Annotated in this window: 12 protein-coding genes; 7 read left to right on the top strand and 5 right to left on the bottom strand. The window is 65.3% G+C overall.

Annotated elements, in window-relative coordinates; genetic code table 11:
• Window positions 1-8: 8 nt before the first annotated feature.
• The 4 genes from CAG33_RS23955 to CAG33_RS23970 all read right to left on the bottom strand — a co-directional run bounded on the left by CAG33_RS23955 (window position 9) and on the right by CAG33_RS23970 (window position 5,326).
• On the bottom strand, window positions 9-1,985 hold the full coding sequence (locus CAG33_RS23955) for a caspase family protein (protein WP_085633507.1): 1,977 nt from the start codon (window positions 1,983-1,985) through the stop codon (window positions 9-11).
• Entirely contained in the window at window positions 1,978-2,754 is a 777-nt protein-coding gene (locus CAG33_RS23960) for a DUF2182 domain-containing protein (protein WP_085583644.1), read from the bottom strand. Before CAG33_RS23960 ends, CAG33_RS23955 begins: the two co-directional genes overlap by 8 nt.
• Window positions 2,755-2,765: 11 nt before the next feature.
• On the bottom strand, window positions 2,766-4,232 hold the full coding sequence (locus CAG33_RS23965) for a tyrosinase family protein (protein WP_085583641.1): 1,467 nt from the start codon (window positions 4,230-4,232) through the stop codon (window positions 2,766-2,768).
• Window positions 4,233-4,690: 458 nt separating this feature from the next.
• Window positions 4,691-5,326: a TetR family transcriptional regulator gene (locus CAG33_RS23970; RefSeq protein WP_085583639.1), complete on the bottom strand. Its 636-nt coding sequence runs from the start codon at window positions 5,324-5,326 to the stop codon at window positions 4,691-4,693.
• 138 nt (window positions 5,327-5,464) lie between these two features.
• On the opposite strand from CAG33_RS23970, the gene CAG33_RS23975 reads away from it, so the two are divergent.
• Window positions 5,465-6,121 (top strand): O-methyltransferase, encoded by a 657-nt coding sequence (locus CAG33_RS23975; protein WP_085640788.1) that lies wholly within the window; start codon window positions 5,465-5,467, stop codon window positions 6,119-6,121.
• A 13-nt stretch (window positions 6,122-6,134) separates the two neighbouring features.
• Here CAG33_RS23975 and CAG33_RS23980 read toward each other — a convergent pair whose 3' ends face one another.
• Window positions 6,135-7,028 carry a LysR substrate-binding domain-containing protein gene (locus tag CAG33_RS23980; RefSeq protein ID WP_085633514.1) on the bottom strand — a complete coding sequence of 298 codons (894 nt, stop codon included), beginning with the start codon at window positions 7,026-7,028 and terminating at the stop codon, window positions 6,135-6,137.
• A 143-nt stretch (window positions 7,029-7,171) separates the two neighbouring features.
• Between CAG33_RS23980 and CAG33_RS23985 the strand changes: the two genes are divergently transcribed.
• The 6 genes from CAG33_RS23985 to CAG33_RS28590 all read left to right on the top strand — a co-directional run.
• The gene (locus CAG33_RS23985; RefSeq protein ID WP_085583633.1) at window positions 7,172-8,365 is read left to right on the top strand and encodes a M20 aminoacylase family protein; all 1,194 of its coding nucleotides are present in this window, start codon (window positions 7,172-7,174) and stop codon (window positions 8,363-8,365) included.
• Window positions 8,366-8,466: 101 nt separating this feature from the next.
• Window positions 8,467-9,240 (top strand): ABC transporter substrate-binding protein, encoded by a 774-nt coding sequence (locus tag CAG33_RS23990; protein WP_085583631.1) that lies wholly within the window; start codon window positions 8,467-8,469, stop codon window positions 9,238-9,240.
• A gap of 356 nt (window positions 9,241-9,596) precedes the next feature.
• Entirely contained in the window at window positions 9,597-10,325 is a 729-nt protein-coding gene (locus tag CAG33_RS23995; RefSeq protein ID WP_085633518.1) for an ABC transporter permease, read from the top strand.
• A complete protein-coding gene (locus CAG33_RS24000) occupies window positions 10,322-11,032 on the top strand; it encodes an ABC transporter permease (RefSeq protein ID WP_085583627.1) in 711 nt (236 codons plus the stop codon). The genes CAG33_RS23995 and CAG33_RS24000 overlap by 4 nt, the downstream gene beginning before the upstream one ends.
• 15 nt (window positions 11,033-11,047) lie before the next feature.
• Window positions 11,048-11,812 carry an ABC transporter ATP-binding protein gene (locus CAG33_RS24005; RefSeq protein ID WP_085583625.1) on the top strand — a complete coding sequence of 255 codons (765 nt, stop codon included), beginning with the start codon at window positions 11,048-11,050 and terminating at the stop codon, window positions 11,810-11,812.
• 186 nt (window positions 11,813-11,998) lie between these two features.
• The coding region (locus tag CAG33_RS28590) for a hypothetical protein (protein WP_170930069.1) at window positions 11,999-12,121 on the top strand (123 nt) is incomplete at its 3' end.

A 12,121-nucleotide genomic window follows, 5' to 3' on the forward strand; every position in this document is an offset into this window, starting at 1 on the left:
CTCGTCGGTCAGCGCGGCGTCAGCCCCCAGGTCTGCGCGAGCTTATCGGCGGAGGCCTTGGGCAGCAGGGTCGAACCGCTGCGGCGGACTTCGGCGGCATGCTCGGCCAGGCCCTCGACGAGCGCGGCCCATTCCGGACGGGGATCCTGGACATAGTCCCAGCCGAGCCCGAGCCATGGGCATCGCCCGCCGATCCGGGCGGTGACGGCGTCCGTGGCCTGGGCGGCATAGTTGGGGAGGGCGGGTCCGCCGTCCGGGGACTGGCGCGCCTTGACCGCAGGCACCTGCACGATGAGGGCGCCGTCCGCCGCCTTCGTCACCGGCATGGCGCCCAGCAGCGCGATGTCGTAGGGCACCGCCTGGCCTCGTTTGGCGTAGAAGCACGCCATGCGCCGGATGTTGTCGAAGTCGGCGGTCGCGCGGTAGAGGTAGGCGCAGATGACGCCGAGCATCGGATCGGCGTGCTTGTCCCGGCGCAGGTCGGCGGCCAGCCGGTCGAGGCTGTCCGGCCTGAGCCGTCCGGCGGCGAAGTCGTCGATGGCCTTGAGGGCTTCCTGGTAACGCTCGGCGAAGCCTTGTTCTCCGTAGGCCTGGAAAATGTCGCCTTCGGCGTTGGGGGCGATGACGGCAAACAGCCCCTGGTAGGGAACGACCGGCGAGAACTGCCCCGGCGTCACCTCCACCAGCACCGGCAGGCCCCGGTCATCGCCGTCGATGCGAAAACTGTTGAACGGCGCAGCGGCGGCCTGGGACTCGATCGGGTGGGCGTACCACAGCTTCACTCGGTTACCCCAAGCGTATAGGTTGGCGCCGCCGGGATCCCCGATCTGCCCGAGGCGCTGGCGCAGCTCTCCGGCGGCCGCCTCGGTCTCGATCCGCTCGACCAGTGCCCGGACCTGTTGCTTCTTGCCGAGCACCCAGGTGGCGGGTTGGCGCAGTTCCACCAGGTCGCGGAGCAAGTCCTTGCTGTCATCGGGAATGGTCATGGCCTGGCTGTCGGGGACGGTCAGGTTGAAGCGCTTGAGGCCGAAATCCGCGCCGAGCACTTGGTCCCTGAACGCCGGGTCGGTGTGCACGCGCTCCAGAATGTGGTCGGCGGACTGCGGCGCTTCGGCGGCCGGTGAGGCACCCAGGGCCGCGGCATTGGTTCCGGCGGGCCAGGGCTGAAGGTCGCCGGGCACCTGCAGCGGTTCGGCGGTGTCGTAGAGCACCGCCGATTCGACGTCGACCTGGCATTGCGGATTGAGCCTGAGGTGGTATTGGCTGGCGCGCTCGGTGGTTCTGGAGCGCACGCACTTGCCCAACGTGGTCGTGGTGATCACGCCTTTCTCGATGGCCGTCGGCTCCAGCCCCCACAGCGCGTCCGTTATGACGCCGGAGAACACGCATTTGCCCGGCGCCGCTGCCGCAGGGTCGAAGACCATGTAACCGAGCTGCCCGTCCTGGCAGGACGTCAGACGGTCGAATTTCGGGCTGTCGACCTGCGTCCCCTGCACGACGATTCCGCGCACGCCGTCGAGGCGCATCAGGTCCAGGCCCTGGGGCGCCTCGCGGCAGGCATCGCTGATGAGCGTGATGCGCCGGACGCCGTGCAGCAGCAGTTCGGCATAGAAAGCATTGGCCACCACCCGGTACTTCTGGCGCAGCGAATCGCTGAACAGCCATGACACCGAGTCGAAGTTCGCGTCGGTCAGCCCATGGCCGCAATAGGCCAGGATCAGCTGGTCCACCACTGCGGCGCCTGGGGGAAACAGCTCGTCGACAGCTTTTTGTACCCGCTCGCGGGTGACCGGGTTGGGGGTTGCGTCAACCGGTTCGTCGTCGACGACCCGGACGTTCGCGGCGCCGAAGCCCGCGCTCAGGGCCCACTCGCCCAGGGAGCGGGCCGCGAAGACGGCGCCGTCCAGGTACGCGAAATTCAGGGCCAGATTGTCGACGGGCACCACGGTGCTCACGCCGATTGCCAGACACGCACGCCTATCCATGGGAACGCTCCGTGTTGCGCTTGATGAGAAGCGAGAAAAGGTGGATGGATGAAGCACCGGGGTTCCAGCGCCAACGCGCAGGGCCGGGCGGGGACAGGCGTTCGGCCAGCAGGACGACGCCAGCGGCCAGCATCACTGGCAGGTGCCAGGCGCCGCTGACCAGCGGCACCAGCATCCACGCCCAGCACGACGCGATGCACCCGGCGCCATGCGTCACGCCGAAGGCCAGGCAGTCCCGGTCGGCCGCCCAGCCGAACAGGCCGATGCGCCGTCGGCGGTGGCTGCGGTTGAGCGCCGCCCGGTGCCACGGGCTCATGCTCCACAGCAACGCGATCAGCAGCGACACGATCAATGCCCCCTTGAGCGCGGCGATCTGCAGCAACAGCGCCAGGGCCAGCAGCACAGGGCCTGCCGCCATCCACAGCGCGCCGTAGCCGAGCAGAAAAACGACCGTCGCCCGTACCCGTCTGCGCGGCAGGCTGGAGCGCCACACGTGCATGAGCGGCATCGCCAGCAGGGGCGGCATCATGGCCAGCAGCATCAGGAACCATTCCTGCAGAACCCGCGGGAGCGGGTTCAACGCCAGCTCCGCCTGCAATGCCGCGGGCCAGCGCGTGAGCACCGACACCCCGTTGACGGCCGCGCAGAACGCCGGGCCCTCGCGGGTCGCCTCGCTGTAGACGCAAAGGGCCAGGCCGAGCCCCGACGTGGCCAGCAGCAGCGGCCAGGGGGCATAGGTGAAACTGCGCAGAACCGAGCCGACCCGCATGGGACCGATCCTCAAGTCACGACACCGCTACGCTTCAGGACGCTGATGCGCTCGACCGTGATCGGCTCGTCGTCGGAGACCTGTTCTCCCGGGACCAGCGTCACACGCAGGTGTTGGGGGTCGAAGTCGCCGGCGTCGGTCAGCCGCTGGGCCAGGTCCGTGATGTCGATCGTGTAGCCCAGGCCGCCACCCGCATGGGGGCCGTCGTCCTGCGAGGCAACGTTGAGCCCGAACAGCGTCAGGCTGCCGGCCTGCCGTTCGGGGTGCTGCGCCGGGTCGGCGTCCGGCGGCAGGTTGACGTAGACATGCAGGAGCGGAGACGGCGCCGAACCGCGCACGGAATCCAGCGCCAGGTAGAGCCGGGTCACTTCCTGGCCTGTGGCCGTTGCGCCCATGGTGGCCATGCCTTTGGCGGTGGCGGTCGGTTCCAGGTCGATGCGGGTCTGCACCGGCGCACCGCCGACCTTGACGACGTCGGCGTTGGCGCCGATCGGCTGGACCTTCTGTGTTGTGGGCGAACCCATGTTGACCCGTGCCACTGCCTGGACTCCTGGCTTCACGCCTGTGCCGATGCTCAGATCATCGTAGGTCCGGTGATATTTGCCACCCTTGAGGGTGTCTTTGCCGCTGAACGTCACACCCGGCGCGTTATCGCCGGGCACCGGCATGATGAACCGGCGGTTCGCCGGGCCGTTGAGCCAGCGTGGGTCACGCACCATCGTCTTGCCCGGCGTGTTCATCCACGCTTCCCAGAGTCGGTCGATGTTGCAGTGGTGCAGCCAGAATATCGGGTCGAGCCCGGCCAGCAGGGCGTTGCCCATGTAGCCGCCGACCAGACCGTGGACGGTGTTGTGCGGGTTGCTTTCCAGGTCGCCGGTCATGGCCTCGAACTGCACGAAATCATCGGAGATCCCGCCGCCGAACCCCAGGGATCCGTCGTTGCCCACCAGGAAATCGTTCTCCTCCATCGCGGCAAGGCTCAGCCAGGGGCTGGCCTGGATCGCCGTGATCCCGTTGCGGCGCGGGTACTTCCTCAGCGGGTTGGGCTTGCCGTTGGGCAGCGTCTTGGCCACGAAGGCGTCCGGCAGGTTCAGCGCTTTCGGGTTGCTGCTGTCGAGGTAGTTCCAGTAGGGAAGCGCCCAGTCGTCGCCGGTCAGCTGTTTCACTTTGGCGGCGACGATGGACTCGAACGCGTACAGGTAGGCCCGGTGCCAGGACAGGAAATACCAGCTGCCGTGCTGGCACTGGTTGCCGAAGGTGTTGTTGGTCAGATCCGTCGGGATCGGGGCGTTCGCTTTGATGAGGTGCTCGTTTCTCCATAACTGGGGATGAAAGCCATGCATGGCGCCCAGGAACTTCCAGCTGTTGCGATCCTGGATGGGCAGTTCGTCCATCGCTTGCATCGCAAGGGCGTAGTTCAGCAAGTCCTTGTTCCATCCAGAGCCGAGTTTTGCGACATCCTGGCGTACGGCGGCCATGGTGTTTCCCTCCGTTCCTGTGGGTGATGCCGGCCGGACGCGGGTGCGCGCCGGCCGGCGGGGTTGCTCTGTTTTCAGCGATAAAGGGGAGACAGAGCGAGCCTTCAAGGGGAGGGTCGCCGAGGGGTTCGTAGGCAGGCACTGCAGACAGGTACTGTCCGGGTGCGGGCATGACTCCCTCCTTGGGGAACGCCCGCACGGACGCGCTTGCGTCGTCAGGCGTAGGGCTCTCTGCCAATCAGCGTTGCGGTGCCCGGACAGCGGAACCGGAGGCCATGCGCTTCAAGGCCAATGGCCATTAGCGCAGCATTGGGGAGCATAGTCGCCGCGGCCTTGCGCGCAAGGTGATTGGGCGGCCAGTTCGCACCGGCGGTCTGGTTTCTAATGGCCGGCGCGATGGTCGATAACCGATGGCTACAAGGGCTATGCCGAAATGGCAGTGTTCGGCTCCCTGCCGCTCAGGCCGGCGCCCTGAGCAGCCCGACATAAGCGCAAAACATGTCCGCCATGCCGTCGGCGCACACGCTGATGTCCGCCTCGCTGCGCGGGGTGCCGGAAAAGTCCTTGCCCACCGAACTCAACGTCCTGAGCATCAGGTCGCAGGCCTGGGCGCGGACGTCCTCTGCGGCGTCGGGCAGCAGCTCCAGCATGAAGGCGTCGAAGATCCGTTTGCCGGCCGCGCGCACTTCCTGAGCCTCGGGGGCGTCGCGGTAGAGCGGGGCGGCGTCGTTCAGGGCGCCGCGCATCTGCGCTTCCTCGCATTCCGAACGGATGAACGCATGCACCAAGGCGCGCAGGCGCTCCAGCGGCGGCTGCGCCTGGCTTTCCAGGATCCGCTGCAGCATCTGAGTGGTCTGCTGCCACTCGTCGCTCTGCAGGCGGAACAGGATCGCCGCCTTGTTGGGAAAGTACTGGTACAGCGAGCCGATGCTCACGCCGGCCTTTTCCGCCACCCGTGCGGTGGTGAAGCGGGCGGCGCCTTCCTTGGCCAAAACCTGAACAGCCGCCTCCAGGATGGCGCCCACAAGCTCAGTGGAGCGCACCTGCTGCGGCTGTTTGCGTGAGGAAATACGGGCGGTCTGGCGGTTAGTCATGAGAGCTCCAACGGTGGGTGGAGAACGCGAATAGCGGCGGGCGCGAATCGCTCGCATCATTTGAATGCGACGAATCACTCGCGTTTGGTTCGCAACTCTAGCGCCGAACCCACACAAAGCAACCGACGGAAAGCAATCATGACGACCCTGACCTCTGCGCCATTGGCGCCCCTGATCGAACGCCTCTACACCCAGGCCAGCACCGCCACCAGCCCGGTGCTGGAGACGGTGTCGCGCGATGAGCGCGAGCGCCTGATGCACAGCAAGACCGAGTACCGCCAGCTCTACGCCATGCTCAAGGACCTGTGGCTGCCGGTGTCCCGCGACACCGGCAAGCTGCTGTACATGCTCGCCCGCAGCACGAAGGCCAAAGCCATCGTCGAGTTCGGCACCTCGTTCGGGCTGTCCACCCTGCACCTGGCGGCGGCCCTGCGGGACAACGGCGGCGGTGTGCTGATCGGCAGCGAATTCGAGCCGTCGAAGATCGCTTTGGCGCGGCATCACTTCGAGGAAGGCGGCGTGAGCGACCTGGTGGAGATCCGCGAAGGCGATGCGTTGGTCACGCTGGCGAGCAAGCTGCCCGGATCCGTCGACCTGCTGCTGCTCGACGGCGCCAAGGCGCTGTACGGCGACGTGCTGGGCCTGGTGGAGAAACACCTGCGGCCGGGCGCGCTGGTGGTGGCGGACAACACCGATTACTGCCCCGAGTTCGTGGCCCACGTGCGTTCGCCGCAGAACGGTTACGTTTCGGTGCCGTTTGCCGATGACATCGAGGTGTCGATGCGCTTGGCCTGAAGAGGGGCCGCCCTCAACGGTGTTTGACGACCGCCCGTAAACACTCCATGAAGCGCTGGGCCACCGGTGTGAGCAGGGTGCCCTTGCGCAGGATGATGCTCATCTCCAGCGCCGGCAGTTTCTGCTCCAGCGGAATCCGCTGCAGCCCGAAGCTGGCGATGCTGTCGGCCAGCAGCCGCGAGAACAGCACCAGGGAATCCGTGCCGGTGACCAGGCCCAGCGCGATGGCGAACGATGAGCAATGGACGATGCGCCGGGGCAGGGGCAGCCCGGCGTGGCCGAACATGGTCTCCATCACGCTGTGCTGGAAACCGCCGGACGGCACCGTGCTCAGCCATTGCGCGTCGGTCAGTTCGCGCAGGTGGCGCGCGTTCGCCAACGGGTGCCCGGCCCGCGCCATCACGACGAAGTCGGTCGAGAACAGCGGCAGGCTGATCAGGTCGTCCCCGAGCATGTCGGGCAGTTCGTGGGAGACCACGAAATCCAGCGAGCCGTCGCGCAGGTGCTGGGCCGCGAGCGGGAACTTGACCTCCATGAACGTCATTTCGGCATCGGGGGCCGTCTTCTGGAATTGCTCCAGGGCCTTGGGCAGCAGGCTCAGCGCGATGGTGGAGGTGGCGCTGACCGTGACCTTGCCGCGCATGTTGTGGGTGATCTGGTCGAGCTCTTCCCGAGCCCGCCGCACATCCTCAAGGATCTGGTGCGCGCGGATCTGCAACGCCTTGCCGCATTCGGTCAGCGTGATGCCCTGCACGTTGCGGGTCATCAGGACCACGCCCAGGTCGCTTTCCAGTTCCTGCACGCTGCGGGTGACGGCGGGCTGCGTCAGGTTCAGGCAGCGGGCGGCGGCGCGCAGGCTCTTTTCTTCGGCGACGGTCACGAACACCTGGAGTTGGTTGATCTTCACGGGCACTGCCTTCCACGGGTTTCTGGTGATAAATAAAGCTGATCATCGGCAAAAAAATTACATCTTCTCAGCGCACCCGGCAATCTCTACTGTGGCTTCACACCCCCGTCAGACGGGGGAATCACAAAGAGAAGCCAAGCGATATGGACACTACCCGACGTTATTGCGAGGTCGCCGACCTTGCCGAATCGACCGACGATCTGCGTGCGATACGCCATCACCTGCATCAGCACCCCGAGCTGGCCTACGAGGAATTGGAGACGGCCGGGCTGGTGGCCAAGAAGCTGGAGGCGTGGGGCTACGCCGTGACCACCGGCGTCGGGAGAACCGGCGTGGTCGGTACGCTGAAGGTCGGCGACGGCCCGCGCAGCATCGGCATCCGCGCCGACATGGACGCCTTGCCGATCCTGGAGCAGACCGGCTTGCCCTACGCCAGCCGGCATCACGGCAAGATGCACGCCTGCGGCCATGACGGCCACACCACCATGCTGTTGGGCGCCGCCCGTCACCTGGCGCAGACGCGCAACTTCTCCGGCACCGTGCACCTGTACTTCCAGCCGGCCGAGGAACACGGCATCGACAGCGGCGCGCTGAGCATGATCAAGGACGGCCTGTTCGAGCGTTTTCCCTGCGATGCGGTGTTCGGCCTGCACAACCATCCGGGCGCGCCGGCCGGCACCATGCTTTTCCGTCGCGGGCCGCTGCAGGCGGCGGGCGACAACGTCTACATCACCGTCAAGGGCAACGGCGGCCATGCGGCGCGGCCCCATCTGACGGTGGATCCGGTGGTGGTGGCCTCCAGCATCGTGATGGCGTTGCAGACCGTCGTGGCGCGCAACGTCGAGCCCACCCAACCTGCGGTGGTGACGGTCGGCGTATTGCAGGCCGGCACCGCCAACAACGTCATCCCCGGCACCGCCCGGCTTGAGTTGAGCGTGCGTTCGTTCAGCGCCCAGGTGCGTGCCTTGCTCAAGTCGCGCATCACCGAACTGGTGCAGCAGCAGGCCGCCAGCTACGGCGCCGAAGTCGAGATCGACTACCGCATGGGCTATCCGGTGGTGATCAACAGCGACCGCGAAACCGACTTCGCGATTGAGGTGGCGCAAGAGCTGCTCGGCACCGACCGGGTCGTGCCGCACACCGACCTGCTGATGGGCAGCGAAGACTTCGCCTACATGCTCCAGGCCCGTCCTGGCTGCTTCCTGCGCCTGGGCAACGGCGTCGGCGCGGACGGCTGCATGGTGCACAACCCCGGTTACGACTTCAACGACAGCAACCTGCCGGTCGGGGCCGCCTATTGGGCGCGCCTGGTCGAGCGGTTTCTGGCGCAGCCCTGACCTGATGCTTCCCCCGACCAGCCTCTGACAATGAGTCCAACTACCCAGGCTGGCCTTACCTCAAAGCCCCGCTTTGAACGAATGTGTCCTCGGAGACCGACATGAACAAAATCATCCTCTCGCTCGTCCTGTTCCTGGCTGCCGGCGGCGTCCACGCCAAAGACTGGACCGTCATCCGCTTCGGCGTCGATCCCAGCTATGCGCCGTTCGAATCGAAGGCGCCCGACGGCACGCTGGTGGGCTTCGACATCGACATCGGCAACGCCATCTGCGAGCAGCTCAAGGCCAAGTGCGTGTGGGTCGAAAGCCCTTGGGACAGCGTGATCCCGGGGCTCAAGGCAAAAAAGTTCGACGGCATCCTGTCGTCGATGAGCGTGACCGAGAAGCGCCTTCAGCAGATCGACTTCTCGGACAAGATCTACCACACCCCGTCCAGCCTGGTGGCCCGCAAAGGCTCGGACATCAAGCCTGCGATCGAGTCGCTCAAAGGCAAGCACATCGGCGTGGAGATGGGCTCGACCCAGGAGGCCTACGCCAAGGCCCACTGGGCGCCGAACGGTGTCGACGTGTTGTCCTACCAGAATCAGGACCTGGTGTATCAGGACCTGCTCTCGGGGCGACTGGATGCCGCGCTGCAAGACACGGTGCAGTCGGACATGGGGTTCCTCAAAACCGATCGAGGCCATGACTTCGGCTTCGCCGGCGAGGCGGTGCACGACACCCAGACCCTGGGCGTCGGCGCGTCCATCGGCCTGCGCAAGGATGACACCGAGCTGAAGCAGGCCATCAACGCCGCCCTGGCCGAGATCCGCCGCAACGGCACCTACGAGAAGATCCGGGCGAAGTACTTCGACTTCGATATCGACAACGGCTGATCCGACGGCAGACGGGTCGCGATCGGGCCTGTCGGGGAGGGTGCCTTGCACGGTTCCCGACAGGATGACGAACAAACCGACCAAATGCTTAAGCCTGTCTGTACAAGTAAATATAGGTGCATTAGAGTCGGCCGCACACCTCGACACACGGATCGGTTCGAGACCCGGGTCGGGGTGTCTGCGTGTCATCGCCTCATCTGCGTTCCATGAACAGTACCCGTGCGCCGCAAGCGCCCTTGTCGGTCTTCAGGAAATAACAATGAAAAAAACATTTCTGATCCTTGCTCCACTGCCTTTCCCGCAACGCTGCCCTCAAGCCCCCTGCGTGCCTGGCGCCTCTGCCCTGGAGGTGCGCGATGTTCGATGAACTGCTGCAGCTGCTGGGGCTGTCGGGCTTCAGCCTGAAAGGCTTCGGCCCGTTGCTGCTGGAAGGCGCCTGGATGACGGTCAAACTGTCCTTTCTGTGCCTGCTGGTGAGCGTGCTGCTGGGCCTGATCGGCGCCAGCGCCAAGCTGTCGCGCACGGCCCTGCTGCGCATGCCGGCGCAGGCCTACACCACGCTGATCCGCGGCGTGCCGGACCTTGTGCTGATGCTGCTGATCTTCTACAGCCTGCAGACCTGGCTGACCAACCTGACCGAAGCGATGGGCTGGGAGTACATCGAGATCGACCCGTTCAGCGCCGGTGTGATCACCCTGGGCTTCATCTACGGGGCGTACTTCACCGAAACCTTCCGCGGCGCCATCCTCGCTGTGCCCCGCGGGCAGATGGAAGCCGCCACCGCCTATGGCCTGACCCGCATGCAGCGCTTTCGCCTGGTGGTGTTCCCGCAGATGATGCGTTTCGCTCTGCCGGGCATCGGCAACAACTGGATGGTCATCCTCAAGGCCACGGCGCTGGTGTCGATCATCGGCCTGGCCGACCTGGTCAAGGTGGCCCAGGACGCGGGCAAGAGTTCGTATCAGCTGTTCTTCTTCCTGCTGCTGGCGGCCCTGATCTACCTGCTGGTCACCACCGTCTCCAACTATGTCTTGCGCCGGCTGGAGATCTTCTACGCCGCCGGCACCCGGGAGGCCGTACGATGATCGAGCTCCTTCAGGAATACTGGAAACCGTTCCTGTTCCACGACGGCTACCACATCACCGGCCTGGCCATGACCCTGTGGCTGCTCAGCGCCTCGATCTTCATCGGTTTCGTGCTGTCGGTGCCGCTGTCCATCGCCCGGGTCTCGTCCAATGCCCTGGTGCGTTGGCCGGTGCAGTTCTACACCTACCTGTTCCGCGGCACGCCGCTGTATATACAGTTGTTGATCTGCTACACGGGGATCTACAGCATCGCGGCGGTACGCGCCCAGCCGATGCTTGACGCGTTCTTTCGCGACGCGATGAACTGCACCATCCTGGCTTTCGCCCTGAACACCTGCGCCTACACCACGGAGATCTTCGCCGGGGCGATCCGCAGCATGAACCACGGCGAAGTCGAGGCCGCCAAGGCCTACGGCCTGCGCGGCTGGAAGCTGTATGTCTACCTGATCATTCCGTCGGCCCTGCGCCGCTCGCTGCCGTACTACAGCAATGAAGTGATCCTGATGCTGCACTCGACCACCGTGGCGTTCACCGCCACCGTGCCGGACATCCTCAAGGTCGCGCGGGACGCCAACTCGGCGACGTTCCTGACCTTCCAGTCCTTCGGCATCGCGGCCGCGATCTACCTGGCCGTCACGTTCTCGCTGGTCAGCCTGTTCCGCCTGGCGGAACGGCGCTGGTTGTCCTTCCTTGGCCCGGCCCATTAATTCAGGAGGTTTGCCATGTACAAACTGACCGTTGAAAACCTGCACAAAAGCTACGGCAACCACGAAGTCCTGAAGGGCGTTTCGCTGAGCGCCAAGACCGGCGACGTGATCAGCCTGATCGGCGCCAGCGGCTCGGGCAAGAGCACGTTCCTGCGCTGCATCAACTTCCTGGAAACGCCCAACGACGGCGCCATGAGCCTGGACAACCAGCCGATCCGCATGGTCCACGACCGGCACGGCATGCGCGTGGCCGACGCCGACGAACTGCAACGCCTGCGCACGCGTTTGGCGATGGTGTTCCAGCACTTCAACCTGTGGAGCCACATGACGGTGCTGGAGAACATCACCCTGGCCCCGCGCCGGGTGCTGGGCGTCAGCAAGAAGGACGCCGAGGAGCGGGCCCGGCGCTACCTGGACAAGGTCGGCCTGCCGGCGCGGGTCGCGGATCAGTACCCGGCGTTTCTCTCGGGCGGCCAGCAGCAGCGGGTCGCCATCGCCCGGGCCCTGAGCATGGAACCGGAGATCATGCTGTTCGATGAGCCGACCTCAGCGCTGGACCCGGAACTGGTGGGCGAGGTGCTCAAGGTAATCCAGGGGTTGGCCGAGGAGGGGCGCACCATGATCATGGTCACCCACGAAATGAGCTTCGCCCGCAAGGTATCGAACCAGGTGCTGTTCCTGCATCAAGGGCGGGTGGAAGAGCAGGGCGCGCCCGAGGATGTGCTGGGCAACCCCAAGAGCGAGCGCCTGCAGCAGTTCCTCAGCGGCAACCTGAAGTAACGTTCCAGCCTTTTGAGCGGCCGTCCGGCCGCTCGTTTTCCATCGTTAGCCTATTCCTTTCACCCTAAGCGACAAGTAACGCACAGGTCGTCAAATTTCGCTTGATTGAGCCTGTATATACATGTTTGTATTTACTCCAATCCACAACAACAAAACGGCACGACTGCCGATTCAAGAGGATTCACGGTGAGCAAGCCAACCCGTTTTCGTGACGTCGAAATCCGCGCCCCCCGCGGCAACCAGCTGACCGCCAAGAGCTGGCTGACCGAAGCGCCGCTGCGCATGCTGATGAACAACCTCGACCCGCAA

The sequence above is a fragment of the Pseudomonas sp. B3(2017) genome (assembly GCF_002113595.1).
Lineage (GTDB): Bacteria > Pseudomonadota > Gammaproteobacteria > Pseudomonadales > Pseudomonadaceae > Aquipseudomonas > Aquipseudomonas ekonensis.

What these genes read in the sequence shown, in the direction of transcription:
- CAG33_RS23955 (WP_085633507.1), bottom strand. Translation starts at nt 1,985, where the DNA reads ATGGATAGGCGTGCGTGTCTGGCAATCGGCGTGAGCACCGTGGTGCCC.
- CAG33_RS23960 (WP_085583644.1), bottom strand. Translation starts at nt 2,754, where the DNA reads ATGCGGGTCGGCTCGGTTCTGCGCAGTTTCACCTATGCCCCCTGGCCG.
- CAG33_RS23965 (WP_085583641.1), bottom strand. Translation starts at nt 4,232, where the DNA reads ATGGCCGCCGTACGCCAGGATGTCGCAAAACTCGGCTCTGGATGGAAC.
- CAG33_RS23970 (WP_085583639.1), bottom strand. Translation starts at nt 5,326, where the DNA reads ATGACTAACCGCCAGACCGCCCGTATTTCCTCACGCAAACAGCCGCAG.
- CAG33_RS23975 (WP_085640788.1), top strand. Translation starts at nt 5,465, where the DNA reads ATGACGACCCTGACCTCTGCGCCATTGGCGCCCCTGATCGAACGCCTC.
- CAG33_RS23985 (WP_085583633.1), top strand. Translation starts at nt 7,172, where the DNA reads ATGGACACTACCCGACGTTATTGCGAGGTCGCCGACCTTGCCGAATCG.
- CAG33_RS23990 (WP_085583631.1), top strand. Translation starts at nt 8,467, where the DNA reads ATGAACAAAATCATCCTCTCGCTCGTCCTGTTCCTGGCTGCCGGCGGC.
- CAG33_RS23995 (WP_085633518.1), top strand. Translation starts at nt 9,597, where the DNA reads ATGTTCGATGAACTGCTGCAGCTGCTGGGGCTGTCGGGCTTCAGCCTG.
- CAG33_RS24000 (WP_085583627.1), top strand. Translation starts at nt 10,322, where the DNA reads ATGATCGAGCTCCTTCAGGAATACTGGAAACCGTTCCTGTTCCACGAC.
- CAG33_RS24005 (WP_085583625.1), top strand. Translation starts at nt 11,048, where the DNA reads ATGTACAAACTGACCGTTGAAAACCTGCACAAAAGCTACGGCAACCAC.